20 protein-coding genes are annotated in these 26,081 nt (G+C 44.5%); 5 read left to right on the plus strand and 15 right to left on the minus strand.

Annotated features, from left to right (window positions below):
- Nucleotides 1–153: 153 nt before the first annotated feature.
- The 10 genes from MHB64_RS27335 to sigW all read right to left on the minus strand — a co-directional run bounded on the left by MHB64_RS27335 (nucleotide 154) and on the right by sigW (nucleotide 12,564).
- Nucleotides 154–1,413 (minus strand): extracellular solute-binding protein, encoded by a 1,260-nt coding sequence (locus MHB64_RS27335; protein ID WP_341135794.1) that lies wholly within the window; start codon nucleotides 1,411–1,413, stop codon nucleotides 154–156.
- 62 nt (nucleotides 1,414–1,475) lie between these two features.
- The gene (locus MHB64_RS27340) at nucleotides 1,476–2,279 is read right to left on the minus strand and encodes a response regulator transcription factor (protein ID WP_094871734.1); all 804 of its coding nucleotides are present in this window, start codon (nucleotides 2,277–2,279) and stop codon (nucleotides 1,476–1,478) included.
- On the minus strand, nucleotides 2,276–4,027 hold the full coding sequence (locus MHB64_RS27345) for a histidine kinase (RefSeq protein WP_094871790.1): 1,752 nt from the start codon (nucleotides 4,025–4,027) through the stop codon (nucleotides 2,276–2,278). Before MHB64_RS27345 ends, MHB64_RS27340 begins: the two co-directional genes overlap by 4 nt.
- 302 nt (nucleotides 4,028–4,329) lie before the next feature.
- Nucleotides 4,330–4,701: an iron chaperone gene (locus MHB64_RS27350; RefSeq protein WP_094871735.1), complete on the minus strand. Its 372-nt coding sequence runs from the start codon at nucleotides 4,699–4,701 to the stop codon at nucleotides 4,330–4,332.
- A 137-nt stretch (nucleotides 4,702–4,838) separates the two neighbouring features.
- Complete coding sequence (gene glmS, locus MHB64_RS27355; protein WP_094871743.1) at nucleotides 4,839–6,671, minus strand: glutamine--fructose-6-phosphate transaminase (isomerizing); 1,833 nt, start codon at nucleotides 6,669–6,671, stop codon at nucleotides 4,839–4,841.
- A gap of 639 nt (nucleotides 6,672–7,310) precedes the next feature.
- Complete coding sequence (gene glmM, locus MHB64_RS27360) at nucleotides 7,311–8,651, minus strand: phosphoglucosamine mutase (RefSeq protein ID WP_094871744.1); 1,341 nt, start codon at nucleotides 8,649–8,651, stop codon at nucleotides 7,311–7,313.
- Nucleotides 8,652–8,762: 111 nt separating this feature from the next.
- Nucleotides 8,763–10,220, minus strand: coding sequence for a CdaR family protein (locus MHB64_RS27365; protein ID WP_094871746.1), 1,458 nt, complete (start codon nucleotides 10,218–10,220; stop codon nucleotides 8,763–8,765).
- Entirely contained in the window at nucleotides 10,213–11,043 is an 831-nt protein-coding gene (cdaA, locus tag MHB64_RS27370; RefSeq protein ID WP_060625814.1) for a diadenylate cyclase CdaA, read from the minus strand. The genes MHB64_RS27365 and cdaA overlap by 8 nt, the downstream gene beginning before the upstream one ends.
- Nucleotides 11,044–11,261: 218 nt before the next feature.
- Nucleotides 11,262–11,876: a zf-HC2 domain-containing protein gene (locus MHB64_RS27375; protein WP_042192079.1), complete on the minus strand. Its 615-nt coding sequence runs from the start codon at nucleotides 11,874–11,876 to the stop codon at nucleotides 11,262–11,264.
- A gap of 121 nt (nucleotides 11,877–11,997) precedes the next feature.
- Nucleotides 11,998–12,564: an RNA polymerase sigma factor SigW gene (gene sigW / locus MHB64_RS27380; RefSeq protein ID WP_042192081.1), complete on the minus strand. Its 567-nt coding sequence runs from the start codon at nucleotides 12,562–12,564 to the stop codon at nucleotides 11,998–12,000.
- Between the two features lie 825 nt (nucleotides 12,565–13,389).
- Between sigW and MHB64_RS27385 the strand changes: the two genes are divergently transcribed.
- The gene (locus tag MHB64_RS27385; RefSeq protein ID WP_341135795.1) at nucleotides 13,390–14,586 is read left to right on the plus strand and encodes an IS256 family transposase; all 1,197 of its coding nucleotides are present in this window, start codon (nucleotides 13,390–13,392) and stop codon (nucleotides 14,584–14,586) included.
- Between the two features lie 552 nt (nucleotides 14,587–15,138).
- Here the strand turns inward: MHB64_RS27385 and ppc are convergent.
- Both ppc and MHB64_RS27395 read right to left on the minus strand, forming a co-directional pair.
- Complete coding sequence (gene ppc / locus MHB64_RS27390; protein ID WP_094871748.1) at nucleotides 15,139–17,931, minus strand: phosphoenolpyruvate carboxylase; 2,793 nt, start codon at nucleotides 17,929–17,931, stop codon at nucleotides 15,139–15,141.
- 236 nt (nucleotides 17,932–18,167) lie between these two features.
- Complete coding sequence (locus MHB64_RS27395; RefSeq protein WP_094871749.1) at nucleotides 18,168–19,061, minus strand: LysR family transcriptional regulator; 894 nt, start codon at nucleotides 19,059–19,061, stop codon at nucleotides 18,168–18,170.
- A gap of 167 nt (nucleotides 19,062–19,228) precedes the next feature.
- On the opposite strand from MHB64_RS27395, the gene MHB64_RS27400 reads away from it, so the two are divergent.
- From MHB64_RS27400 to MHB64_RS27415, 4 genes are all read left to right on the plus strand, one after another.
- On the plus strand, nucleotides 19,229–20,197 hold the full coding sequence (locus MHB64_RS27400; RefSeq protein ID WP_094871751.1) for an ABC transporter ATP-binding protein: 969 nt from the start codon (nucleotides 19,229–19,231) through the stop codon (nucleotides 20,195–20,197).
- 90 nt (nucleotides 20,198–20,287) lie between these two features.
- Entirely contained in the window at nucleotides 20,288–21,367 is a 1,080-nt protein-coding gene (locus MHB64_RS27405) for an ABC transporter substrate-binding protein (RefSeq protein WP_341136128.1), read from the plus strand.
- Nucleotides 21,368–21,372: 5 nt separating this feature from the next.
- The gene (locus MHB64_RS27410; protein WP_094871754.1) at nucleotides 21,373–23,052 is read left to right on the plus strand and encodes an ABC transporter permease; all 1,680 of its coding nucleotides are present in this window, start codon (nucleotides 21,373–21,375) and stop codon (nucleotides 23,050–23,052) included.
- A complete protein-coding gene (locus tag MHB64_RS27415; protein ID WP_341135796.1) occupies nucleotides 23,049–24,359 on the plus strand; it encodes an MBL fold metallo-hydrolase in 1,311 nt (436 codons plus the stop codon). The genes MHB64_RS27410 and MHB64_RS27415 overlap by 4 nt, the downstream gene beginning before the upstream one ends.
- Before the next feature lie 103 nt (nucleotides 24,360–24,462).
- On the opposite strand, the gene MHB64_RS27420 is transcribed toward MHB64_RS27415, so the two are convergent.
- Genes MHB64_RS27420 through MHB64_RS27430 form a run of 3 tightly spaced genes read right to left on the minus strand, consistent with a single transcriptional unit; the run spans nucleotide 24,463 to nucleotide 25,855 of the window.
- Nucleotides 24,463–24,744, minus strand: coding sequence for a holin (locus tag MHB64_RS27420; protein ID WP_341135797.1), 282 nt, complete (start codon nucleotides 24,742–24,744; stop codon nucleotides 24,463–24,465).
- A 13-nt stretch (nucleotides 24,745–24,757) separates the two neighbouring features.
- Entirely contained in the window at nucleotides 24,758–25,450 is a 693-nt protein-coding gene (locus MHB64_RS27425; RefSeq protein ID WP_341135798.1) for a M15 family metallopeptidase, read from the minus strand.
- Entirely contained in the window at nucleotides 25,451–25,855 is a 405-nt protein-coding gene (locus tag MHB64_RS27430) for a hypothetical protein (RefSeq protein WP_341135799.1), read from the minus strand. It lies immediately after the preceding gene.
- Nucleotides 25,856–26,081 lie beyond the last annotated feature (226 nt).

Below are 26,081 nucleotides of genomic sequence, written 5' to 3' on the forward strand. Positions count from 1 at the left end.
CATAATTATAGATCCTGCAATCCTTAAGCATAAGGACACCCTCTTTAGGAAAACTTCCACTATTTTTAGATTCAGTTCTATAGAGCGCAAAAAAAAGAGACATCAAAGGATCTATCCCTTGACGTCTCCATGATCTGTTGATATTTCTGAACATTACTTATCCGCTTTTAGCGCATCATCCTGTTTCTTGATAAATTCTTCTGGCGTGACGGCTTCACCGAACAATGCCTGAATCTGATTCATGTGTATAGCAGATGCGACTGGCTTCATTTGTGTATCCAGATAAAGAGTTACTTTATTAGCCTTATTTAATTCGTTTAATAGATCAATGAACATTTGCGGTAGCTTGATGGCTGCAGTATCTACTTTGGTAGCCGGGATTACACCTGCATTGACAACAGAATGCTCTCCCCACTTTTGAACGAAAAAGCTCACGAATTCTTTGGCCTCCAGAGCATGCTTCGAATTTTTGGAAACGAACAATCCAGTGCCCGGACCACCGACCCAATCATCCACATTGCCTTTGCCGCCTTCAACTGTCGGGAACTTGAAATAACCGATGTTGACTTTAAATTCTTGGGCTATATTCGTAGTGGTCGTGAAATCTGGCAGCTCCCAAGTCCCTGTAACGAACATGGCTGACTTTCCGTTCATGAACTGTACCTTGGCTTCATCATTGGATAATCCGTTGTAGCCTTTGATGAATGTGTTCAGGTTTACCAGCTCTTGCACTTGTCTTGCAGCCTCTAGCAAGGAAGGATCTGTGAAGTCCTGATCCGCAACAGCTTTATCCATCAGGTTAGGTCCCCCAATACGATCAGCTAGATACATGTACCAGAAGGAAGCCGGCCAACCGTCTTTACCGCCAAGAGTAACAGGTGTTATGCCATTGTTATTCAGTGTTCGAATGATCGCTTTGAGATCATCCAAGGTTTGGGGAGGCTGCAGATTGAATTCTGAAAATATTTCCTTATTATAATAGACCGGGACTATGTTTAGTTCGACAGGAAGGGCATACGTCTTCCCATCAAAGGAGTACCCCTCCGTCGTACCAGCTACGAATTTTCCTTTCAACTCATTCTGTAAAAGATCGTCCACGGCTGCAAACTTATCTCCCCTAACATAAGGATCCATAAAGCCTGCTGCCCAGGTGAATCCGATATCCGGTAGATCGTTGGAAGCGGCAAGTACCTTCAGTTTGCTTTTATACTGCTCATTTTCAAGCACTTCCGTCTTGATGGTGATATTCGGATTAGCTTCTTCAAATTCTCTGATGATTTCTTTTACCATTTTATTTTGCGCGGAGTTATTGCTATCCGGCCATAGATGCATCATTTTCAAAGTGATTTTCTCGCCGTCGCTCTTGCTGCTATTCCCCTTAGCCCCATTGCAACCTGTTGTTATCAACAACAATGTTAAGAAAAGGGTAATGGATAATCCGATCCTCTTCGTAGATATCCCCCCTTGCCGAGCCGCTATTGGATATTCGCTTCTATACCATTCCTCATGGAAGATCGATACTGCCCTGGACTCATTCTTTCGTATTCCTTGAACAGCTTGTTGAAATATTTAACCGTCTGGTAACCTGTAAGGCTGGCAATTTCCGCTATAGGCAGATTGGTTTTCAGCAGTAATTCCTTCGCTTTCTGCAATTTTCTGCGGGCGACGTATTCGCTGAAATTCATCTGGCATTGTTCCTTGAAAAGAGAACTAAAATAGCTCCCGTTCAGATGAACAAGTCCGGCTACTTCCTGCAGGCTGATCGCCTCTTCTATATGCATTTCCACATAGTCAATCGCCTGACGGACCGGATCGCTTAATGCAGCATCTTCATCTCTTATGGCCATTAATTGTGGATCGGCCATCTTTCGCATGAAGCCGATATGTTCCTGCTCTTCCCCTGCCTTCAGGGCATTCTCCACAGATGTGATTAGCTTTTCCCGGCTGGCTGGCTTGAGTAAATATTCAACTACAGACAACTGAATCGCTTGCTGAGCATACTCGAACTCGGCATGACCGGAGATGAGAATAACAGATGGCTGACGCTGTATTTTTTTATCCCTTATTTGGCTAACTAAAGAAAGACCACTGATTCCAGGCATGCGGATATCCGATATCATGAGTTCGACCGGTATTTCCTCCAGAATTTCCATCGCCGAGATCCCATTGCTTGCCGTAAGGATTTCATAATGACCGGCTGCCCACACCTCTAGTATTTTCTTCATTCCTTCTCTAGATCTCGGTTCATCGTCGACAATAAGAATTGTTCGGCTTCTCATGGCATTTTGTCTCCTCGAACAGGAATTTTGATGTTTATACGGGTGCCTTGCCCCTTTTGACTATCGATGGTCATAGCCGCACCCTGCTCATTCTCTCTCGAAAAAAATAGTTGAAGCCTTCTATGCACATTAGCGATTCCGACGCCGGAATCTTTTGAAGAAGATACCTTTCCGCTATCCAGCCCTTCCACAAGAGAGCGCAGCATCTCCTCGTCCATTCCCATCCCGTCATCTTCCACCGTAATGGTGACCCATTCTTCATCTCCAGCAACCGTTAGCTTTATCCATCCCGGTTCAATCTTGCTCTCGACCCCATGCAATACGGCATTCTCTACAAGGGGCTGCAGCAATAGTCGGGGTAACTCCACATTCGAAAATTCAGAAGGAGCCTCAATTTCCCACTCCAAGCGATCTTCAAATCGCATCTTCATAATAAGCAAATATCGCTTTACATGCTCCAGCTCATCCTGTAACTTCACCCATCCCCCTTTACTTGAGCCGGTGATCGTATAGCGGAATAAATCAGACATGGCGACAACATACTCCGCCAGTTGATCTTCATCCCTATCCAGTAGCGACCAGTACAGAACATCTAGGGTATTAAACAAAAAATGCGGATTAATTTGCGCTTGAAGTGCCTTCAACTCCGTATGACTCCGGGATAACTCCTTCTCATAAACCAACTGGATCAGCTCGTTGATATTATCAACCATTTTGTTATAGGAATAATTTAGTTCCTGAATTTCCATAGTGGACGATACGTTTTCGATAGGCTTCAGAATGCCTAGACGGGTACTTCTCATAGCTTTGATCAACCTGAACACAGGTCTGGTAATAAGTATAGATAGGAAAAACGAAAGCAAGGTGAACAGTAAGGTACCCATCAAAGCCGATACAACAATGGTCGTCCGCAAGACCGATATCCCCTTGGTGATGACGTTAACCGGGGTTAAGATGAGCAGCGTCCATCCTGTCACGGAAGACCGCTGTTTGACAACGATAAAGGACTGCTTGCCGATGGAAGCAATTTGTTCGTCGGATTCTTCTACCAGCTTTGCTGCTGTCTTTTGTGAAATCGTGTCATCGTTGGACGTGATGAACTGGCCATCTGGAGCGAGGAGCAACACCGTTTCCCCGTCCCCCTCCCCGGATAGGGAGTCTTTAAGCGCAAACTTGTCACGGTCTGAACGAATGAGTAAATACCCTCCAGTTGTGAAATGCCGATCAATAAGACTGATCTGTCGAATCGCTACAAGCGATGTAGAATCGAGCGGATCAATACCGAACCAAACGAGACTGCCATCCTTTCTCGTCGCCATTTCAATCCAATCCTCGGGTACCTTATCTCTAAGGGTGCTGCCGTCAAGAGGATACAGCCTCACTCCGTCTTTATTATAAAGCTCAACAGATTTGATGCCGTCCGTGTAGATTTGGACCAGATTGATAATAGATGGCAGGGCTTGCCGTTCCGTAAAGGTAGCGGGATGACCCTCTATATCGCGTAAAAGGAGTTGCTGGATATAATCGTTAGTAGATACCAGTGTCGTCAAAGAATTGATCTGTTCGAGAACGCTTTCTAAACGTCCGTTAGCTTGAATCGCAGTCTGCTGAATATGCTTCTCCGCATTGTTCTTGAGTAGCGTCGAGACTGAATGGAACGTAATCCCTCCAACGAACGTCAGAATGATGAGCATGACGGCGAGGAAACCGAGCAACATTTGATTTCGCAGCGTATTTAACTTTAACATCGACAGTATCCGCCGCATGCAATTTCTTCCCCTCTTTGTCATGTGAGCATGAGATGATCGCCCCTAACCGCTAAAAGTAAGGGCTTTCAACCTTTTCAGTCATTATATTAGCATGTTTGCTAATGATCCGCTAAGAAAGAATTATGGATTCGACAAAAAGAACTGATATTTTCGCACCCAATAACGACTAGCAAGCATATTAATCCCATTTCCAGTAACCCTTTATATAAGAATGTCTTACTCCTAATTAAAAAAATCCCGATGATGTATTCATCATCGAGGCTAACTACTTTTTTTATATTTTATTTTCGCCAAAAAGTTGAACAATCTGCCTTGTCCATAATGTTGAACTCGATCATTTTCTCAAGTAATGAGAAATCAACCGGGCTATCCCACCGGATCCGTAACAACTGCTTGGTGTGATCATAGCCTGCCTGTACAATTTCATCAGAGAAATGATTAATCCCTGCGATTTCAGGCGCAACAGCCATATGTTGTTTGGATACGCTAAAGCCAATAATATAGGTGTCGTGATCGGTGAACATAGGCTGATTCCACGCGATTTTTGGTTTTAAATCTGTGAATTTCTTAGTTACCCAAGCCAACACCTCTTCCATTCGCTCCCGATGCTGCGGGTTATCAATTTGCGCTAAATAGTCTGCAAAAACCTCCATGTCGATCACTCCTAACCTCAGAATCGCCTTTTGTTCAGGCGCAGCTACAAAAAAACACCCCGTTAGATAATCATATCTAACGGGGTGTTAGGGTGCAACTTTTTATAATGTTACGATTTTTGGGGAAAGGATATAACCTACTCCACAGTAACGCTCTTCGCCAAGTTACGTGGTTTATCCACGTCATGACCCAGCGCAAGAGAAGCATAATAAGACAATAATTGCAGAGGTACTACAGACAACGCTGCTGTCAGCATAGGCAATGTCTTAGGAATAACAAACACTTGATCGACTGATCTAAGCAGGTCAGTCAAATGCTCTTGGTGAGTGATTGCAAGCACGTCTGCGCCGCGAGCTTTCACTTCTTTGATGTTGCTGACAGTCTTCTCAAGCACAGCTTCCTGAGTTGCCAAGGCAATAACCGGAACGCCTTCCTCAATCAGAGCCAACGTACCATGTTTCAATTCACCTGCAGCATAAGCTTCGGAGTGAATATAAGAGATTTCTTTCAGCTTCAATGAACCTTCTTGAGCAACTGCGTAGTCTACGCCACGGCCGATGAAGAACAGGTTCTTGTGCTCAGAAATTTGTTCTGCATAACCCTTGATCGCTTCTTTTTGAGCAAGAATCTCTTCCACTTGCTCTGGTAGAGCTTGCATAGCTGCTAGAATTTTAGCCACTTGTGCCTCAGTTTGTGTACCACGTACCTCAGCCAAGTATAGAGCAAACAATCCGAAGGCAATCAATTGTGAAGTGTAAGCTTTGGTCGACGCTACAGCAATTTCTGGACCTGCCAAGGTCACCAAAACATCATTCGCTTCACGAGCGATAGAGCTGCCCACTACGTTAGTGATCGCCAATACATGTGCACCGTTAGCTTGAGCTTCACGTAGAGCTGCCAAAGTATCTGCAGTCTCACCGGATTGGCTGACAACGATAACCAAAGTTTCTGGCGTCACGATTGGTGAACGGTAACGATATTCCGAAGCGATATCATTCTCTACTGGAATACGAACCAAAGATTCAATCAAAGAGCGTCCTACCACGCCAGCGTTGTAAGCTGTTCCGCAAGCAACAACTTGGATGTTACGAATATTCTTGATTTGTTCTTCAGTCATGTTTAGTTCAGGCAAGACAACCTTGTTTCCTTCGGCATTAATACGCCCCCGCATAGTGTCGCGATAAGCCTTAGGCTGCTCGTGGATTTCTTTCAACATGAAATGCTCGTAGCCGCCTTTTTCTGCGGTAACTTCATCCCAATCGACAGTAATCATTTCCCGAGAAATAAAATTGCCTTCAATTGTCATCAGTTCGACAGCATCTCTTGTCAAGACTGCCATTTCGCCGTCGTTCAAAATATATACGTTACGGGTATATTCAAGCAGTGCAGGAATATCTGACCCGATAAAGTTTTCTCCTTCGCCAAGACCGATGATGAGCGGGCTTGCTTGACGCACAGCGACCAATTTATCTGGTTCATATTCAGTCAGGACGCCTAATGCAAATGCACCGCGCATAAAGGTAATCGCTTTTTGCACAGCTTTCACGATATCCCCATCATATTCGCGAGCAATCAGATGTGAAATAACTTCTGTATCTGTTTCGGAGACAAAGTGGCATCCGCCAGCGATCAGCTCTTCCTTCAGATCCAGATAGTTTTCGACAATGCCGTTGTGAACAACCGAGAACTTCATGCTGTTATCCGTATGTGGATGGGAATTCTCATCGGATGGTTTACCGTGAGTTGCCCAGCGTGTGTGTCCGATACCTGCGCTACCTGCCAGTGGGCTGCCTTCCAGCTTCGACTGCAGATTCGCCAAACGGCCTTGTGCTTTCACTACTTGCAGTCCTTCGCCGGTGAATACAGCAATACCAGCGGAATCATATCCCCGATACTCCAGCTTCTTCAATCCTTCAACCAAGATCCCCTGCGAATTCTGATTACCAATATATCCTACAATACCACACATTATAATTTCCCCCGTCCGAGTTATCTTAATGTGGCGGCATAAGGAAAGAAACGTGCCGTGCGGCATGTTTTTGAGAAAAAGCAAATATTCTGTTGTATTTTGGATCAACAAAATAAACTGTCACTTACATCTTATGTTCATGAAATGCACAGCCTTCTTCTCTGCCGTGGCAAAACTACCGTGTTTCTTTACGATGCGCGCACACATGAATTTTTATATTTCTTATGCACCCATGAAAACGTTGTGTGAAAGGTCGCCCTTCCATTTTCCGTCTCCATTTACGGCTCTGGTGCATCACCGGGAGGTCCCCGCCGAACATTTCGAACACCTCCACCTCGTCAGCTTACGTCTGCCGTGATCCGTTCAAGCCCTTGTCTACATAACCATGTAGCAGCTTTCCCTTCTCCCCCGCGCTCGACCAAGCTCTGGCGCTTGCTATTGCAAACCTCACAATCCCCGCTTTCCTTCTAGAATGACACTTAATCTATTATATGCACCTTGCATTACTTTGGCAATGCTGAATAACCTAAATTTCACAGATCCCTGTTTAGACGATCCATTCAAGAAATAATAAACACCGGTGTAATGATCCCGATACGATCTCGTTCATCACACCGGCTATAAAGTTATAGTAATGAATTATACCAATTCACGTTGAACAACTTCTACAATTTGATTCACATAAAGATCTAGATCTGCCTTATCAGGGCCCTCTGCCATGACGCGAATCAGAGACTCCGTACCGGACGGACGTACAAGCACACGACCATTGTCGCCTAGCTTGCCTTCTACTTCAGCGATAGCTGCTTCGATAGCCTGGTTGTTAGGATAATTCGTCTTATCTTGTACACGAACATTGACCAGCACCTGCGGGTATTTCGTCATCATGCCCTTAACCTCGCTAAGCTGTTTACCGGAAGCTTTAAGTGTATCTACCAGCTGGATAGCCGTCAGAATACCATCACCTGTTGTATTAAAATCAAGAAAGATAACATGTCCAGATTGTTCTCCACCTAGATTAAAACCGCCACGGCGCATTTCTTCCATCACATACCGGTCGCCTACAGCTGTTTTAGCAGTGTTCAGGGATAATTTCTCGGTAGCTTTGTAGAATCCGATATTACTCATAACCGTTGATACAATTGTGCTATCTTTCAGCTTACCAGCACGGTTCATTGCATCTCCACAAATACAGAGAATAAAGTCTCCGTCCACTTCATCACCTTTATTATCGATCGCAATCAATCGGTCAGCATCTCCGTCAAATGCAAGTCCCAAATCCGCTCCATGACGTAATACTTCCTCACGCAAAGTCTCTGGATGTGTCGAACCAAATCCAGCATTAATATTCAATCCATCAGGCTCAGCACCAATAGAAATAACCTCAGCGCCCAGCTCTCTGAACAATCTTGGTGCAAGTTCATACGCTGCGCCGTGAGCACAGTCGAGTACAACCTTAATTCCCTTGAAATCCTGAGAAATGGTTGTCTTCAAATACTCCAGATAGAGGTACTTGGCGTCATTATCAACCGTAACCATACCTAAACCAGAGCCGATAGGACGAGGCAATTCATCTACCTCAGCATCCATTAGTTCTTCAATGCGCAGCTCAGTTTCATCCGTAAGCTTGAATCCATCTCCGCCAAAGAACTTAATGCCATTATCCTCAACCGGATTATGTGATGCCGAAATCATGACCCCCGCATCTGCCTTTAATAATCTCGTAATATAGGCAACAGCAGGTGTACTCACTACACCTATACGGATTACATCTGCCCCAATAGACAGCAATCCAGCAATAAGAGCCGATTCAAGCAATGGTCCGGAAATACGTGTATCCATCCCAATGACAACCTTTGGTTTATGCACGTTACCCGCTAGTACATATCCTCCACAGCGACCAATGCTATAAGCCATTTCTGCAGTTAATTCACGGTTTGCTACTCCCCGCACACCGTCAGTTCCAAAATACTTCCCCATTATTTTTCTCCTTTGAATACGCTACATTAGCTTAATGTTCTATCCTATGATTTGAATACTATTTTGGTGTACCTTTGGGACATATCCTAAAAGACGTATTTCAATAAAAGGTTACGTGCCCCCTGTACCTACAGGATTTTCGGAATTCGTACTTGTGTTAGCTGTGCCATTATTCTCTGGACTGCTATCCGTGGGGACAGGCGTCGCTGTAGCTCCAACTTCTCCGCTATGGGTAGGCTTCTCAGTGGCCTCCTCATCGCCTATAACAGGTTCAGAGCTTGGCTCAGGAGTAGGTACACTACCCGTGTCTGGATGAGGCGTAGGCACCGGCGTTGCAGGTGACAGCAACTGAACAGTTACCGTAAGCGGCACACTTGAATTAGCCAGTGCGATGAATTTAGGCAGTGATACCCGTAAAGAAACCTCGTGAGTTCCGGCAGTAAGGCCAGTCACATCAGCCACAACACCTATATCGTCTTTATTTAATTGATTTAGCAAAGTAGGTGCACCTGTTAAGGTAAGGGCTATATCCTTGCTTGTTGGATTAACAATACTTCCTTCTAACTCATCACCGACACCCTGTAACTTGATGGGTACCGCTTCAACCGTCCGTTCAGCAATTTCTGAAATCGTTAATGAAACGCTCACGGTTTCAGGCATTACTTTCTCAGTTCCTGCCGGAGGTTTCAGTTCTACCTTCAGCTGCTTCGTTCCTGCAGAATCTATAGCGCTAAGATCGACAGTTGCTTCATAGGTAGATAATGCAGCTAATGCATTGGCTTGACCATATACCACGACTGATTCCAGCTCAGGTGTCACATTTGATAAGACAAGAGAACCCGGAAGTTGTCCGGTAAAGCCGATATCCAGCGGTAAGCTCTTAAAAGGCAAGGTAATTGGCAATTCCACCGAAACGGTAGCCGGCTCAATGACGGCATCCTTCACTTCTTTTCCTTCGTTATCATAAGCATGCAGCTTCAATTTCTTCTCTTTAAAGGTTTCGTTCTCGCCATTTAGCTCAATAGTGCCTTGTACCTTCACCACTTTGCTTAACTCATTATCTGGCAACGTAACCTCAACAGTATCCGTAGGCTGCAAGACCGGGGTACCTAATTGATACCCCGCTGCTGGTTCTCCCTTGGTAACCAAAGTTACGGGAAAAGACTTTGTATTTCGCAGCTCTACATGTACGTTAACCTCTTTAGGAGTCATTCTTACAAGAGTTACACCTCTAGGTAATGAATACGAGAGTGGCAGCGTATTATCTCCAGGCTCAACCTTACTTAGATCAAGGGTCACTTTATAGTCGTCCGAGAACTGAAAGGAGATATCGGAGTTCTTCCCCTTAACCTCCATACTGACACTATCTACATCCTTGTATTCAAGCACATATTTATCTTTATCTAGACCGATCTCTTCGATCTTTACATTCTCAATAATCTTTGACTTAGTATCGACCGTGGTCTGTCCAACAGGTGCTGTGTCGACACGCACCATTGTAAACAGAATAATCCCAAACACAAGGGCAAGAATCTTATTGAAATTGTTATTGTTCATCCACTTATCCATGATTTTTGTCCCCCTTCCGTTTCCAGAAAGTTGAACCTTTCTCCTTCAGTGATGAACTTACACTCAGCTCTTGATGGAGCTTCGAAATCATTGATTCTTCCTTAATGTCCCTTACAATTTGACCATTGATGGCCAGAGAAATCTGTCCTGTTTCCTCTGAGACAATGACAGATACTGAGTCCGCAACCTCACTAATCCCGATAGCTGCACGATGCCTTGTCCCCAGTTCCTTACTAATAAAGGGGTTCTCAGACAAAGGTAAATAACATGCAGCCGCGGCGATCTGGTTCCCTTGCATAATAAGGGCTCCGTCATGCAAAGGGGTGTTAGGTATAAAGATGTTAATCAGCAGCTCAGAGCTGACCAGAGAACGCATGGCGATACCCGACTCCGTATATTCATTGAGGCCTGTCTCTCGCTCGAATACGATTAATGCCCCTATTTTTCTATGTGATAAATAATTTACGGCTTTAATCACTTCGCCAATTAATTTACTGAGTTCTTCATCACTTTCCCCAGCCCGTCCGAAAAACCTACCTCGTCCAAGCTGCTCCAGTCCCCTTCGTAGTTCTGGCTGAAAGATGATAAAGACCGCCAGTACACCGAATGTAAACATTTGATTCATCAGCCATTTGAGCGTATAGAGGTCTAGGATGGTACTCACAGCCCAAATCAAAACCAGGACCAGAATCCCCTTCAGCAGCTGAATCGCTCGAGTTCCGCGGACCATATTAAGCACTTTATAAATAATGTAGCTGACGATCAGTATATCAACAATATCTTTAATGGAATCTTTCCATGTTAAGTCTGTAAAATAACTCATTGCCTAAAACCCCCGTCATTTCATATTAGCTGGGTTTATGTAAAATGTCTGTTAGATCTGTATCAATATCTAGGTTATAACGTTCGGGCTCCAGTTGCAAGTTTAGCCCCTCACCCATTTTCTAAATTTTCTAATTTTAGGCAACAAAAAAGCGCCATCTTTCCGGAAAAAGAGGCGCAAAATAATATTCCAGCTCAAGGTAACCACTGTCGCTTTCTTTAACGGTAGGCAACTTCAGAGAACATGTTCGTCACTTTATACCAGAGCCAACTTACCGCTTGGTCTATGCTTTTGACTTGCCCGGAAATATGAGCTGTTGAAGCCTGATACAGAGAACCGTCAATGACTGTTACGTTGCCGTTCACTTCCCCATATACCTGTGCTTTACCATTCTCTATGGTAAGGTCACCGGTAATAATCTTGCCGGAAGGTACGATTACAGTATCCCCTTTGATGACCACTTGATCCAGATCTGCACCTCTAACTACAAGTTGTCTATCTGGACTCCAAAAGGTTACGGAGCTCATCAGCATTACGACTAGAAACAGAGATGCCGCTGTAAGTGCAGGGTGTCTCTTGATCCAGGTAACAAAAGCATTTTCTTTCTTGGTCTTTGGTAATGAACTCATTATCCGGCTCACAAGATCATCTGAGGCAACAGGATTCTGATGCATTAGGGAGAACATCAACATATCTGTCTGTTCTAATTCTTTAAACTTTGCACGGCAATCTGGACAGGATAGAAGATGCTCCTTCAATTCCCTCTGCTGCTGATCGGGCAAGTCGTCATCCAAGTAGTCGTGCATCATAGAGACGGCCAGTTTGCATTCCATAGGAGCCAATCCTTTCATGAGTGCTATTTAATTATCCTAAGACAAAGGGTCAGGACACATAAGACTTGCTTAACTTACATACGTCGCTCTCCCAAAGATGTTTCATAAAAAAAATCTATTTTTACATTTTAGGGCCTAATTTTTTACGTAAAAACTCACGACCTCTGTGTACACGCGTCTTAATCGTGGTTACAGGCATGTCGAGCACATCACTTATTTCCTGAAGCGACAAATCCTGCAGGTATCTAAGAATCATCACAGACCTGTATTTCACAGGCAGACTGTCAATGGCCTCATAGATTAGCCCCTGCGTCTCAGAGAGCAGTAATTCGGTCTCAGGTGTTACATTATCACTTGGAATCAACGAATAGCCGTCAAGGCCCTCCTGATCGTTCATATCTGCATCGAGCGAATAGGTTGGTTTCCGTTTGCGTAATCTATCAATACAGAGGTTCGTTCCAATCCGATAAATCCAGGTAGAGAACTTCTGTTTGTCATCATACCGATCCAAGTTTCTATACACGCGCAAAAAGGTCTCCTGAACAATATCCTCCGCCTCATGGCGATTGTTCAGCATCCGGTACGCCAGATGATATATTTTGTCTTTATATAGTTCCACAAGCTCGGCAAATGCTCTTTGGTCGCCTTTTAAGGCGAGCTTTGTCAATCTGCCTTCCAAATTCTCCACCTGTTAACTCCCCCAGACTTGCCGCCCTTGGTATTTATTTTCAAATATCCACGGTACAAGCAATTAAATCGTAATTCAAGTTTGTGTAAAAATCAAGGATTGTATTGTAACCTTCTCTGTAAACTGAGTTAATTTCTAGGAATAAAAGATAGGGTGAATACAATGACATTCCTAAGAATGTTGGACTTTCGGTCGCTGTTATCCTCTGATTTCCTGATTATAAACCGCATATAGCGGTCGAAATCTGAGGATAAAGGCGATCGCATTCGCTCCTACAGTTCCAAAATTCTTCTCCATGCCCTCTTTCACCCGAATTTATTATTCTTATCATTTCCCTCGGACTACATCTCGGTTACATGGGTGGTGCAAGAAAGATCAATATTGGGCAAAGCACCACAATATTTTTCAGGACAAAAGAATCACTTCGCAGCACAATATTTAGTTTTATGAGCAAAGTAACTCGTATTAGGCAACAAAATCATCCCGTCGGTTGAATAGGCTTCTGTTAGTTTAAATTTGTCGCATATGGAGCAGACATTGTTGTACTTTCCGCAGGGTTTTCGGTGATTTGGCGTGTATGGACTCCAATGTAGGTTGAGGATTTCATTTTGATGGAACGAGTTATAGGGAAAACCTCCCTATAAATTAGGTCACAGCTGTTTTATGACCAAGTTATAAGGAATTTCTCCCTGTATATTGGCCAAATTCAATTAATTACAGATGGCGTAAAATAAGTTGTGTACCAGGATTTGGAGCCTAGTCAGGCAACAAAAAAGTAGGGTATTCTCGGGATTGCGAAGTCCACCAAGAAAGGAACCCTACTCGATGACTATTTTACCCGAAAACCAACTTAATAATCTATTTGAAAATCTTGTCACTCAGTTTGTAAAAGATAACATGGAATCCATTATGCGCGCAGAAATCCAAACGTTCATGTCGAGCGATGAAGCAGGTGCACGCAACAGCCGCAACGGATATTACACACGAAACCTGCATACGAAATACGGCAATGTGGAGGATTTAGAGGTTCCCCGAGACCGCCAAGGTCTGTTCCAGACTCAGTTGTTTGAGCCGTACCAGAGACGGGACGGCTGGCTGGAAGAGGCGGTAATTCAGATGTATAAGTCGGGCATGGGCACCCGGGATGTAGCCCGTTTTATTGAAAGTATGTTTGGCAGCCACTACTCCCCCACAACGGTCAGTAATATAACAGCTACGGTACTTGACGACATCCACCAGTGGCAAAAACGTTCGTTAAACAAGCGCTATTCCGTGATCTATCTGGACGGCTTGTACGTCAAGCTTAAACGCGGGACCGTCAAGGGAGAAGTCGTTTATTTCGCGATGGGGATCGACGAAGATGGGCACCGGCAAATTCTTGGCTTCTATGTAGGTGGCCAAGAGAGCGCAAACGGCTGGCGTGAAGTGTTGAAAGACCTCTACAACCGAGGCGCACAGGAAGTACTGCTCGGTATATTTGACGGGCTACCAGGACTCGATGCTGCATTTAAAGAAACCTACCCAAAAGCCGATGTGCAGCACTGTATTGTCCACAAGGTTCGCTCTACCTTCCCTAAAATCCGGATCCAGCACAAAACGGAAGTGATTGAGGATCTAAAGACCATCTACACGGCGCAGGACCACGATCTGGCGCTAGCTGCGTTTGATACGGTAAAGGCAAAATGGGGCAAGCTGTACCCCAAAGAGATGCGGTCTTGGGAGGAGCAACTCTCTACCTTGCTAACGTTTTACAAGTATCCGGCACTCGTGAAAGAAGCAATCTACACCTCCAATCCGATTGAACGAATGAACAAGGAAATCCGAAAGCGCCTAAAGCCGATGAACAGTCTCACGAATATGGATGCGGCAGAGAAAATTGTCTACCTCGACGTGATGGACTACAATGAACGTTTTAGCGAACGAGTGATTCGCGGCTTCGGTGATCTGGAGGTTAAGAAGAAACTGAACAACATGTTTGAAGCGCGGTACCCGGTGCAGGAAGGGCAGGAAGAACCTGCCTAATTTCCTCGTTCTTTGGGGCGGGTTTCCCCGCCCCAAAGAACATCCACACCCACTAACAGATACCCGAGAAGCTACTTTCTGTTCTCTTACACAAACTTCTTGACGCTACCTAATTACACCAAGTTCAGCTGATATAAAGGGGAAAATTCCCTATATTTTATCGAAATGACCTTATAATACCGATTTACGGGTAATAATTCCCTTTAATTCAGCATTTTGACCCAAAAGCAGAGAAATATGAAACTTAAAAATGTTAATGTGTGCGAGCAGACAGTAATTCCTATAAAGAAGCAAACAAACACGGGCTCCGGCGCTCCTTTTGTGTATCCTTTGCACACATTCCTGGCAAAGTCCATAACGCGTGTGCCATAGCGCATCGCTTTATTTCGGTCTATAATGCTTCTTATGAAGGATATTGGTCAGATGATGACCGTGCATTTCCATGAATCCATGAAAGTAATCTTTTAGAATCTGCCGGATACTGCATAATTTCCTATACAAGCACAAAAAGTCCGCCCTAATAAAGGGCGGACTTTTTGTGTTAAGACTATATCAGCCGGTATTCCGAAGACCAGCGGCAATGCCATTGATGGTAAGCAATACTTCGCGGAGCAACTCGCTATCGTCTCCATCGACTTCACGGAGCGCTCTAAGCTCAGATAGCAACTGAACCTGCAAGTAGCTAAGTGGATCAACGTAAGGATTGCGGAGTCTGATCGACTCCTGAATCACAGGGACGTTATCCAGAATATCCTGCTGGCCAGTAATCTTCAGGATCAGCTCAGAGGTCAGTTTGAATTCATCTTCAATCTGGCCAAAGATCCGTTGACGCGCTTCCTCGTTCTTGCCCATGCTGGCGTATTCCTTAGCAATGATCAAGTCTGCTTTTGAGATAGCCATTTGCAGCGTATCTATCAGTGTAGTAAAGAATGAGAAGTTCTCATACATATGCTGCATAATCTTCAGATTCTCTTCCTTACCCTCATAGAAACTCTGCAGTCCGGTTCCAGCAGCATACCATGCAGGAAGCAAATAACGGCTTTGTGTCCATGCAAATACCCACGGAATGGCACGCAGGTCTTCAAAGCGGTCACTGTTCTTCCTTTTAGAAGGACGTGAACCAATGTTAAGCTCTCCAACCTCAGGCAGAGGTGTTGATTCTTTGAAGTACGTCAGGAAGTCCGGATCACGGAAAATCAAATCCTGATATTTGTGAAGCGAAACTTCAGAGATACGGGCAACAATCTCATCCCACTTCTCTTCATATAGATCCGCTTGCGGAATTCTTGCATTAATCGCTGCAGTCACAAGCGCAGATGTCGCTTGCTCTAGACTGCGGTAAGCAATCCCTTGCATTGAATAGCGGGAGGAGATAACTTCTCCCTGCTCTGTGATCTTAATCCCGCCGCCAATCGTTGAGGCTGGCTGAGCAAGAATGCTGCGGTTAAGCGGCATGCCACCACGTCCGAGCGCTCCACCACGTCCGTGGAAGAACTTCAGCTTGATTCCGAACTTATCGGCTGTAGCTGTAATCTCTTTCAGAGCAACACGCAGTTCCCAGTTCGCAGTGACCACACCGCCATCTTTGTTACTATCTGAATATCCAAGCATGATTTCCTGCAAATCATTCATTGCTCTTACTGCATCACGGTAGATAGGCATGCTGAGCAGTCTATTCATAATTTGTGGGGCTTCATGCAAATCATCAATCGTTTCAAAAAGTGGCACAGCTTGCAGCGTGCATACGACAGTACCGTCGTTATCTTTGCGGAATAGTCCTACCTCTTTGGAGAAGACCATAACCTCCAGAATGTCGCTTGCCGCTTCTGCCATACTGATCAGGTAACTGGTGATACACTGTTTGCCGTACTCTTCTTGCGAAGCAAAGATCGTCCGGTACACAGCAAGACATTCCTCAGTTCCCTCACTATACGTCTGATAAGAAGAAGTGATTGGACGTGGATCATTCAACAGCTTCTCCAGCAGCTCAATCTTCTCATTCTCAGACAGTTTGGAGTAGTCCGGTGTAATATTCATTTTCGCCAGAATTTCAGTCATGGCATTCTCATGTTCTTGACTGTGCTGACGCACATCAAGTGTCGCCGTATGGAAGCCGAACAGCTCCACTTGGCGGATCAATTTCTTAATATAAGTGTCGGCCACATAATCGGCATAGTGATGCCGTAAGCTGCGGTCAATCACGTTCAAATCATCGATAAACTCTTCAGGTGTAGAATAACGCTCAGGAGTATCTTTTTTCTCATCATCCAGAACATTTTGTGTCTTGGAGATCATATAGCTAAGTTTAATACGGTAAGGTTCATTGTCATTGCGCCATTCTTCCATCTTGCCAAGATTAATGATCTCACGATCAGCTTCAATGGATGCGGCTAGCTCAGGCGTCACCTTAACAATACTTGTGCTAAAACTTAGATATTTCATGAGTTCACGCATAATCCGTTGATATTCCCGAATCGCCAGCTTACGCTGCATGCGCAAGGTCTGTGAAGTAACTGTAGAAGTTACCGAAGGGTTACCGTCACGGTCTCCACCAATCCATGAGCCAAAACGCAAGTAGGTTGGTACATGCCAATTCTGCCCTGGGTAGTATTTACTGAGACAACGTTCAAGTTCCTGATAAACATCGGGCAATACATGGAAGATCGTCTCATGGAAATAGTACATCCCATTACGTACTTCATCTAGTACGGTAGGCTTACGGTCACGCAGTTCATCCGTTTGCCATAGCGTAATCACTTCATTTAATAGCTTCTCACGGAGCTGTTCACGCTCCCGGAAGGTTAAGGTAGGGTTATCCAGACCCATAACATCATCAGATATCCGCTTATGAATATCGAGAATAGCACGGCGCATAGCTTCCGTTGGATGTGCCGTCATTACAAGTTCCAGAGATAATCCTGCAATAATCTCGTTAACTTCCTCATGAGAGAAATCACGTTCACGAAGCTCTTTAATCGCGCTTTCTATAGAACCGGGTTGGACTGTCTCCCCAGCTGAACGTTCATAGTCACGTTTGCGGCGAATCCGATGGTTCTGTTCGGCAATATTCACGAGCTGAAAATAAATAGCAAACGCTCTTATTACCTGATGACGGTTCTCTGGATCCAAAGAATTGATTAACTCCTTAAATTCACTGTGCAGTTCAGGTAAAAATAGTGAGCGCAGCGATTTACTGGTTTCGCGAATTTTCTCCACGATCTCTAGTAGTTCGTTACCGCCTTGGTGAACCAAGACCTCTCCTAAAATGTTCCCCAAGAACCGTACGTCCCGTCGCAGCAGATTGTTAGAGTTGCTTTTGCTGACGGTAGTCGTAAGTTCGGTCATGCTGCTCCCCCCATTCTCTTCCGGATCAATGTGTTAATTATTGTCTGTCTAAAAATCGCCTATTAAAGCTTTCCTCATATCATACAATAAAACTGCGTGAAAATCTCCAACTATTTTGCGCTGTAAAGCGACACAGCATCTAAGATTATACACCAATTTCTCAATTTATACAGTCCTTATATTTTATGTATTCTTTCTTATATATAATGGCTCTAGCATACCTTCATTATGTGTATTTAAATACGGAGCGTTCGAATCTGATCGATGAACAGACCAATAAGCGGAGAATAATGACGATCACGGTTATACGAATAATAAATATGTCTTTGAAAATTATAATCTGGAATGGTGCGCATTAGCAATCTTCCTCTGGCTACTTCATCCTCCACAGCAAGACGCGATATAAACGAAACGTACCTTCCACTCATAAGCGATTGCTTTATGGCCTCCAGTGAATCCAGTAAAATATAGGTCCTCGGCTCATTCCCCTCCCGCTCAAACCATTTATCCGTCAGTTGGCGTGTACTTGATTCCTTGTCATGTAATATAAAACTCGCTGAAGCAATCATAGCCGGGTTTAGATTAGAAAACGAAGCAAATTCATGAGATGGCGCAAATACAAGCACGAGTTCGTCCTCACACAAGGCTTGAGTATGCAAATCAGGCAGATAAAAAGATTCTGTAGACAAAATACCAAGGTCAATCTCATGGCTAGCCAGCATTTCTTTGATTACAGGGGAAGGCTTAACCGATAAAGAGATCGTAATCCCCGGATGTTGTTCTCCAAACAGCCCCAATATTTTCGGAAGAATATAAGTAGCTGGAACGTAGCTCGCACCAATCTTAAGCGTTCCGCGACCCGCCTGACTGAACTCTTTTACAACCCGCTCCGCTTCTGCAGCTAGTGCATTGATTTTAGTCGCATAATGAAGAAACGCTTTTCCACTCTCCGTAAGAATCATTTTATCCATTCTGGATTCAAATAACTTCTCCCCCAATTGCTGCTCTAAATTCTTCAAATGGTACGTAACAGTGGGCTGCTTCAGTCCGAGTTTATCGGCTACTGTAGTTATTTTCTTATGTTTATTTAGCAGTTCTACGATTTCCAGCTTGATTAAATTAAGGTTCATTTTTCTCCACTCCCTCGCCTATTCCCTAAACGGTACCATAGAAGAATTCTATGAATGTTAAAATAAATCGGCAAAAAAGTTAATATCACAGTTACATTCAGCAAATATAGCGGGAATTCTTTACCTTTACACTAAGAACAAGCTTAAGAACAGGCAGGTAGATAGAGATGAAGGAAATTACAATCCACAGTTTGGAAAAGAAATTCGGAGATGTGCATGCTTTGAAGGCGGCAGATCTGAAGATTCCCGCTGGAAGCTTTACGACATTACTCGGTCCTTCAGGTTGTGGAAAGACGACACTACTCCGTCTGATTGCTGGGCTAGAAACACCGGATGCGGGAGAAATCCTAATGGATGAGGAGTTTATTTTCTCAGGCAACAAAAGAATTAGTCGCCCGATCCATAGCCGCAACTTTGGCATGGTCTTTCAAGATTTCGCACTCTGGCCGCATCTGACTGTCTTCGAGAATGTCGCCTTCGGACTTCGAGCCTCTAAGCAGAAGAAAGATTTACGGATTAGGGTTCAGCAAGCCCTTCGTTCTGTAAAGCTGGAAGGACTCGAGCTACGCTTTCCCCATCAGCTGTCCGGTGGACAACAGCAGCGGGTTGCTTTTGCCAGAGCCGTAGTTACTAGACCCCAGCTCGTATTGTTCGATGAGCCTTTAAGTGCGCTGGATGCGGTCTTGCGAGATGAAATGAGGCTGGAGTTAACCTCCTTGGTGAGGAACATGGGCATTACCGCTTTATATGTTACCCATGATCAAACCGAGGCGATGTCTATGTCAGATGAAGTGGTCGTTATGCAGGGCGGCACGATTTTACAAACAGGCTCTCCTGAGGAGATTTATCAGAAACCAAATCATCCCTTTGTAGCTCATTTTATTGGAAAATCCAACTGGATCGTTCCTGATAAGCAAATGCTTCGTCCGGAACATTTACGTTGGTCTCAGGAGGATGCTTCCTCTCTACCTTTTACAGGGACTATTCGACATGTGAGCTATATGGGTGACCGTTATGAAGTCATTCTGGACATGGAGAATGGAATCACTTGGACCGCTTATCATGATCAACGTTTACCTGTTGGAGAAACGATCCAGATCTATGCTTCTCAGCATCAGATCCATCATCTGAATTAAGCGTCCACTGCATGGAATAGCTATGTTTAATGCTGTTCCATGCAGCAAGATGCACAAAAAAATATTTGGGAGGCATTCAAATTGAAAGCAATGAATAACACTAAAGGACTTAGCACACTTCTTCTAACAACTATAATCGGTGCGAGTTTAGCTGGCTGTAGCTCCTCTAACACGCCTGCAGCTAACGCAAGTAACCCAACTTCAAATGCTAACACTACAGCTCAAACTGAAGCACCACAACCAACAGAGAAATCTCTGAGTGGCAATCTTGTTATCTACAGTGCAGGTCCTGAGGGTCTAGCCAATAAAATTAAAGCAGGCTTTGAAGCCAAAACCGGTGTTAAGGTCGAAATGTTCCAAGGCACAACCGGAAAAATATTAGCCCGTATGGAAGCTGAGAAGTCCAACCCAGTTGTCGATGTTGTCGTTCTTGCTTCCCTTCCGTCCATGCAAGGGATGAAGAAAGATGGATTATTACTTCCATATAAAGAGGCGGTTAATGCAGATAAGCTCGTTAGCGATTGGTCAGACACAGCAGATGGAAATTATTTCAGCTATAGCGCATCCGCACTAGGGATTGTCTACAATACCAAAAAAGTTAGCACACCACCGACCTCATGGGATGACCTCACCAAAGCGGAATGGAAAGGAACCGTTAATATTCCAGACCCTTCGCTATCAGGCTCGGCTCTTGATTTCATGACTGGGTATTTAAGTGCTAAAGGGGACAGTGGCTGGGATCTTTTTAAACAATATAAAAGCAATGAAGTAGCGATGGCGGGCGCCAATCAAGAGGCACTTGATCCGGTGATTACCGGTGCTAAATCCGTCGTTGCCGCAGGTGTAGATTACATGGCTTATAAAGCAAAAGCTGACGGAGAGCCTGTAGATATCGTCTACCCTGCTGAAGGAACCGTAATCAGCCCTCGTCCAGCTGCGATTATTAAGACAAGCCCGAATGTAGATAATGCTAAAGCTTTTATCGACTATCTTCTATCCGATGAAGCTCAAGCGCTTGTTGCCAAAGCTTACTTGCTGCCAGGCAGAACCGATGTGAAAGCAGAGAATCGTGCAAATCTCGAAGAAATTAAGACATTTGATGTGAAATGGGAATGGATGAACGAACACAGTGATGAAGTTTCCTCAACATTCACACAAATTTTTAAATAAGCGTAATGAATATTAACTCTTTGCGCTCATTTAAATGGGTGAGCGGCGGACTTGCTTTATTTATACTGACAGTGCTTGTACTGCTGCCACTCCTGCTCATCTTCTGGACCAGTATTTATCCGAATGAGCAGCTGGATATAGCCGCGCCACTACGAACTATTATGGGTAGTCATGATCTGGTAGAGGTACTGCTGAATTCTATCGGGCTTGGGGTAAGCGTCATTCTACTAACTACGCTATTTGCACTACCTCTGGCGTGGATTATGGCTAAGACGGACTTAGGGCATCATAACTGGCTCGATGTCGTGCTGTTAATCCCGTTTATGACACCACCATACATTGGTTCTATGGGTTGGATGTTGTTTATGCAGACAGGTGGGTATATGGAGCAATTTCTACCTGTATCCTCCGTGCTGACTCCGTACTTCTTTAGCTATGGAGGGATGGTGCTGATCATGAGCCTGCATTTATTCCCCTTCCTGTATTTACTGCTGCGTAATGCACTTTTGCAGATCGGGGGCAATCTGGAGGAAGCAGCCTCTGTTCATGGTGCTCCGTTCTTTTACAGATTTAAAAGAGTAATCATTCCCTTGCTATTATCCAGCTATGGGCTTGGAGCTCTTCTCATCTTCGTCAAAACGATTGCCGAATTTGGTACCCCTGCGACCTTTGGTCGTAGGATCGGCTTTTACGTTCTGACCTCTGAGATCCATAAGTATATCTCTAGCTGGCCGATAGATTTTGGAAAAGCTACTTCACTAGCGTCCTTGTTGCTCGGAGTTTGTCTAGTCATGTGGTACATCCAGACTCTAATTAGCAGCCGTTTCTCTTACCGCCTAATTGGAGGAAAAGGGACGCGCACTAAACGTTATAAGAGCACGGGAATCGTAGGGGTTCTTAGTTGGGGGTATGTTATTTTATTACTTCTATCATCAATCGGCATTCCTTATTTCTCGATCATTACAGCCTCATTATTGAAGCTGCGCGGAGAAGGCGTATCTTGGAGCAATTTAACCTTCAAACATTATGCAGAGCTGCTATCACCCGGTTCTCAAGGTCTTGAAGCCTTATTAAATAGCTTCACATTAGCTATCGTTGCTTCTAGTATCGCGGTTATTCTTGGGACTTGGTTTGCTTTAACCGTAGGAAAAGGAGCTACATTCAAGCAGAAAATTACAGATCTGTTCAGTTTGCTTCCCAACACTGTTCCTGGAATTGTAATCGTAGTGGGATTAATTCTGCTTTGGAATGCTCGCTGGATGCCTATCCCGCTCTATAATACCTACTGGATGGTTGTGCTAACCTATGTTGTGCTGTTCATCCCCTATACCGTTCAATATGTAAAAGCAAGCTACGGGCAGATCGATTCTTCCCTCATGCAAGCGGGACAAGTATTTGGTGGAAGCAAGCTTTATGTGTTCCGCCGTATCCTGCTCCCTCTCATCCTTCCGGGGATGGTGGCTGGCTGGATGATGACCTTTACCATTTCCAATCGGGAACTGGTAGCCTCCTTACTCATTCTTCCACCTTCAATGCAGACATCGGCGACCTATATTTTTGCCCAGTTTGAACAAGGTGCAGTAGCGATGGGGATGGCCATGGCCGTAATCTCTGTAGGCGTTACCACTATATTACTACTAGTCTTAGAATATTTAAGCCCAGATAGAAAGCGGAGACAACAATGAGCACACTAACGATTTGGGGAGGGGCCGGAGAGCATGGCCGTTCCTCCTATCTTTTGCAGAACAAGGGTGGGAAAGCTGGGATTCTACTCGATTGTGGTGTCAAAAAAGAAGGCCCAGGTGAATACCCCCTGCTAGATACAGATATCATTCCTCATTTGAAGGCCGTATTTCTGTCTCATGCGCATGAGGATCATTCCATAGCCCTTCCCCTACTATATAAGTACGGATATTCAGGTAAGGTATGGACAACGAAAGCTACCGTTAAACAGCTTCCCGATTATTTCGAAGCTTGGGATAAATATGTGGCTGCTCAGTCCGCATCATTACCTTATGGAGAAATAGATAAGCAATCTATTCAGTTCATGTATTTGGAGGAGCATATCCCCCCTCTGACTTGGCTGAGGGTTGCACCTAATCTTCGAGTTCAATGGGGGCGAAGCGGACATTTAGCAGGTTCGGTTTGGCTGATCCTCGAATGGGATGGAACAATCGTATTTTTCTCAGGGGATTATACGAAGGAGTCGCTGCTGCTCATGGCAGATTCACCAACGATTGTGGAAGCCGGAACTAAAGATGCCGTCGATCTATCCATTATCGATGCCGCCTACGGCGCGGATCCTGATGAGCAGCTTGTAAAGTTACAGCAATTAGAGTCAGCTATCTGTAGCACTCTGCAAAAAGGGGCTTCAATCCTCCTTCCGGTACCTATCCATGGCAGAAGCCAGGAATTGATCGTATGGGCAAGCGAGTGCTTCCCCGATGAGCAGCTGATCGTCGAAGAAGAGCTCGTAGCACCGTTAAGAGGTTTGAGCGATAAGGCCGAATGGCTGAAAGAGGACGCTATTCAGCGCGTAGATATGCTTTTTAATAGAAAGAACTTGTGTATTGTATCTAACCCAGACGACCGCGCAAAGGCATTATTGAATCTCAAGGGCGCAATCGTATTTACCAATGATGGGATGATGCAGTCGGCAAAAGCACAAGAGTACTTTCATCAGCTCTCTGCTTCTCCTGACAACCATGTGATTTTTACGGGACATTTGGCAGCGGGTAGCCTCGGACACCGTCTCGTTAAACAATCTAGGGTAGAGCAATCTAGCAACACGAGATGTAAAGTTTCACTCATACGCTATAAAGTCCATCAAGGCTTGCCAGACATTCGAGACATGCTCCAAACGCTTCCCAGCCGCCGGACGGTACTCGTTCATGCTCCCAAATCGCATATCGATCATGTTACTTCTATATTAGAAGGAGAAGGTTTTGCAGGACTGTACTCTTTACTTCCGGGTAATACGCTTTCGTTCTGAAGCTTAACTATGTAATCTTGTGATGGAAACAATGGGGCTCTTCCTTAGGTCTATTCAGACTTTTTGGAACAGCCCTATTTTATGATTTGAACCTAATATCCATCTATTCTTTCGTCGTCCCCGGACGATCCTTAAAAGCTAGCTCAAACAACCCCGTCGCAGATAAACCAGCCACCCCCCCAGCCCAAAAGCGAAGGACGATATCCAGTTCGGTAAAAGGATACGCTGCCGCTCCGATGAGCAAACCTATTAATAGTCCAATAATCGGGACTGCATTACGCGGGATGTTGATACTATTTTTGACCAATTGAACCAGAGCCAGTACGAATACAGCTAATATAGAAGCAAACGCCATAACATCATCTAAAATCTCTATAGTTTCCATGTTAGATACCTCCTTAGTGAATACTTGTAATCTCAACCGTTCTAGTGGCGGAATTATAACCTACCTGTGCGCCTAGCGCTTCTGCAATAACACGTACGGGAACGTAGGTTATACCTTTTTCAAGCACTCCATCTGCAATCTTAACCCCGTTAACCTTTACGACAGCAATAACCTCGCTCTTCAATTCTTCCTCCACCTTCCGATTGATGATCTTGTACGCGGCCTCCACTGCGGATATTGAGGGCTTGCCCCCTGCACGTAACTGAGTGAGCGTTAAGCCAAACGTCATTTGAAAATGTGGGTAGTCCTTAAAGCTCGTCCAATCGCCACCCCACTCAAAGCCCAGCGCCTTCGCCTCTTTCGCAACCTCCTGCCAATCTGCGATCTGATTGTTATTGCCGTCCCGGCACATATCCCATGACACACTCGATCCACTGGGTAACAAAAGAGCAAAGTCTACGGCCAACCCAAAATTATGATAGCTATACCCACCCCGCGCATTGGTGACAATCGCTCCGGGTTTGGTGCGTCCTTGTGCGTAAAGAGCATCCTGCTCGGCAATTGTTCGAAGTCCCTGTGTAATGAGAATGGGGATGTTGAGTTTGTAGCAACGTTCGATTAGAGCAGTAGCAGCGGAACGGACTACGGGGTTTAGGTTGGTTAGTCGTTTACTTGATTTTTCTTTAATTTGGGACAAAGAGAGCATCTATACCCCTCCTTTAAATAAAAAGGCAATAATAGCAAAGATAGTTCCCGCCAAAACATATTTAAGTAAATCGATAAACACTTTTCGTTCGCTCTTGCTGTCCGTCTGAGATTGTTGCAATAGCTGGAACACACGTGAGTCCAAAGTATCCCAGCGCCTCATAATCTCGTTAAATTGAATTTTCATTTCTATCGTTGATTGTTTAATTTGTTTCACATCTTCCTCATGGCGTGATTGTTTTTCTTTTAATATTAGAAGCTCATTACTAAAACTTAGATTTTCCGTTCCAAATCTAAAGATCTCGTCTTGGATGACTACGAGTCTATTTTCAACATCTTCTAAACGGTGCTCAATGGGCGCTGCTTCAGCATCGCCTCCTCCTGAATTCACTCCCACAATGGTCATATAACAGCCCCCTTCTATTAAATAAAACAGCCCTCGTAGCAGATACGAGGGCAAAATAAACAGCTAATGCCTATCAACTTTTTTTATTAAGTATCTCAACATATCGCATTGAAAAAAAAACGTGCATAGCAAAATAAACCTCCTCAAATATGGAAGTTTATTGGTATTTTTTTATTGTGCTTTATAAGCTTCCTTTTTCATAATCATTGCATAAATATGGTGAAGG

Source organism: Paenibacillus sp. FSL K6-2859 (assembly GCF_038008265.1).
Lineage (GTDB): Bacteria > Bacillota > Bacilli > Paenibacillales > Paenibacillaceae > Paenibacillus_AQ > Paenibacillus_AQ nitricinens.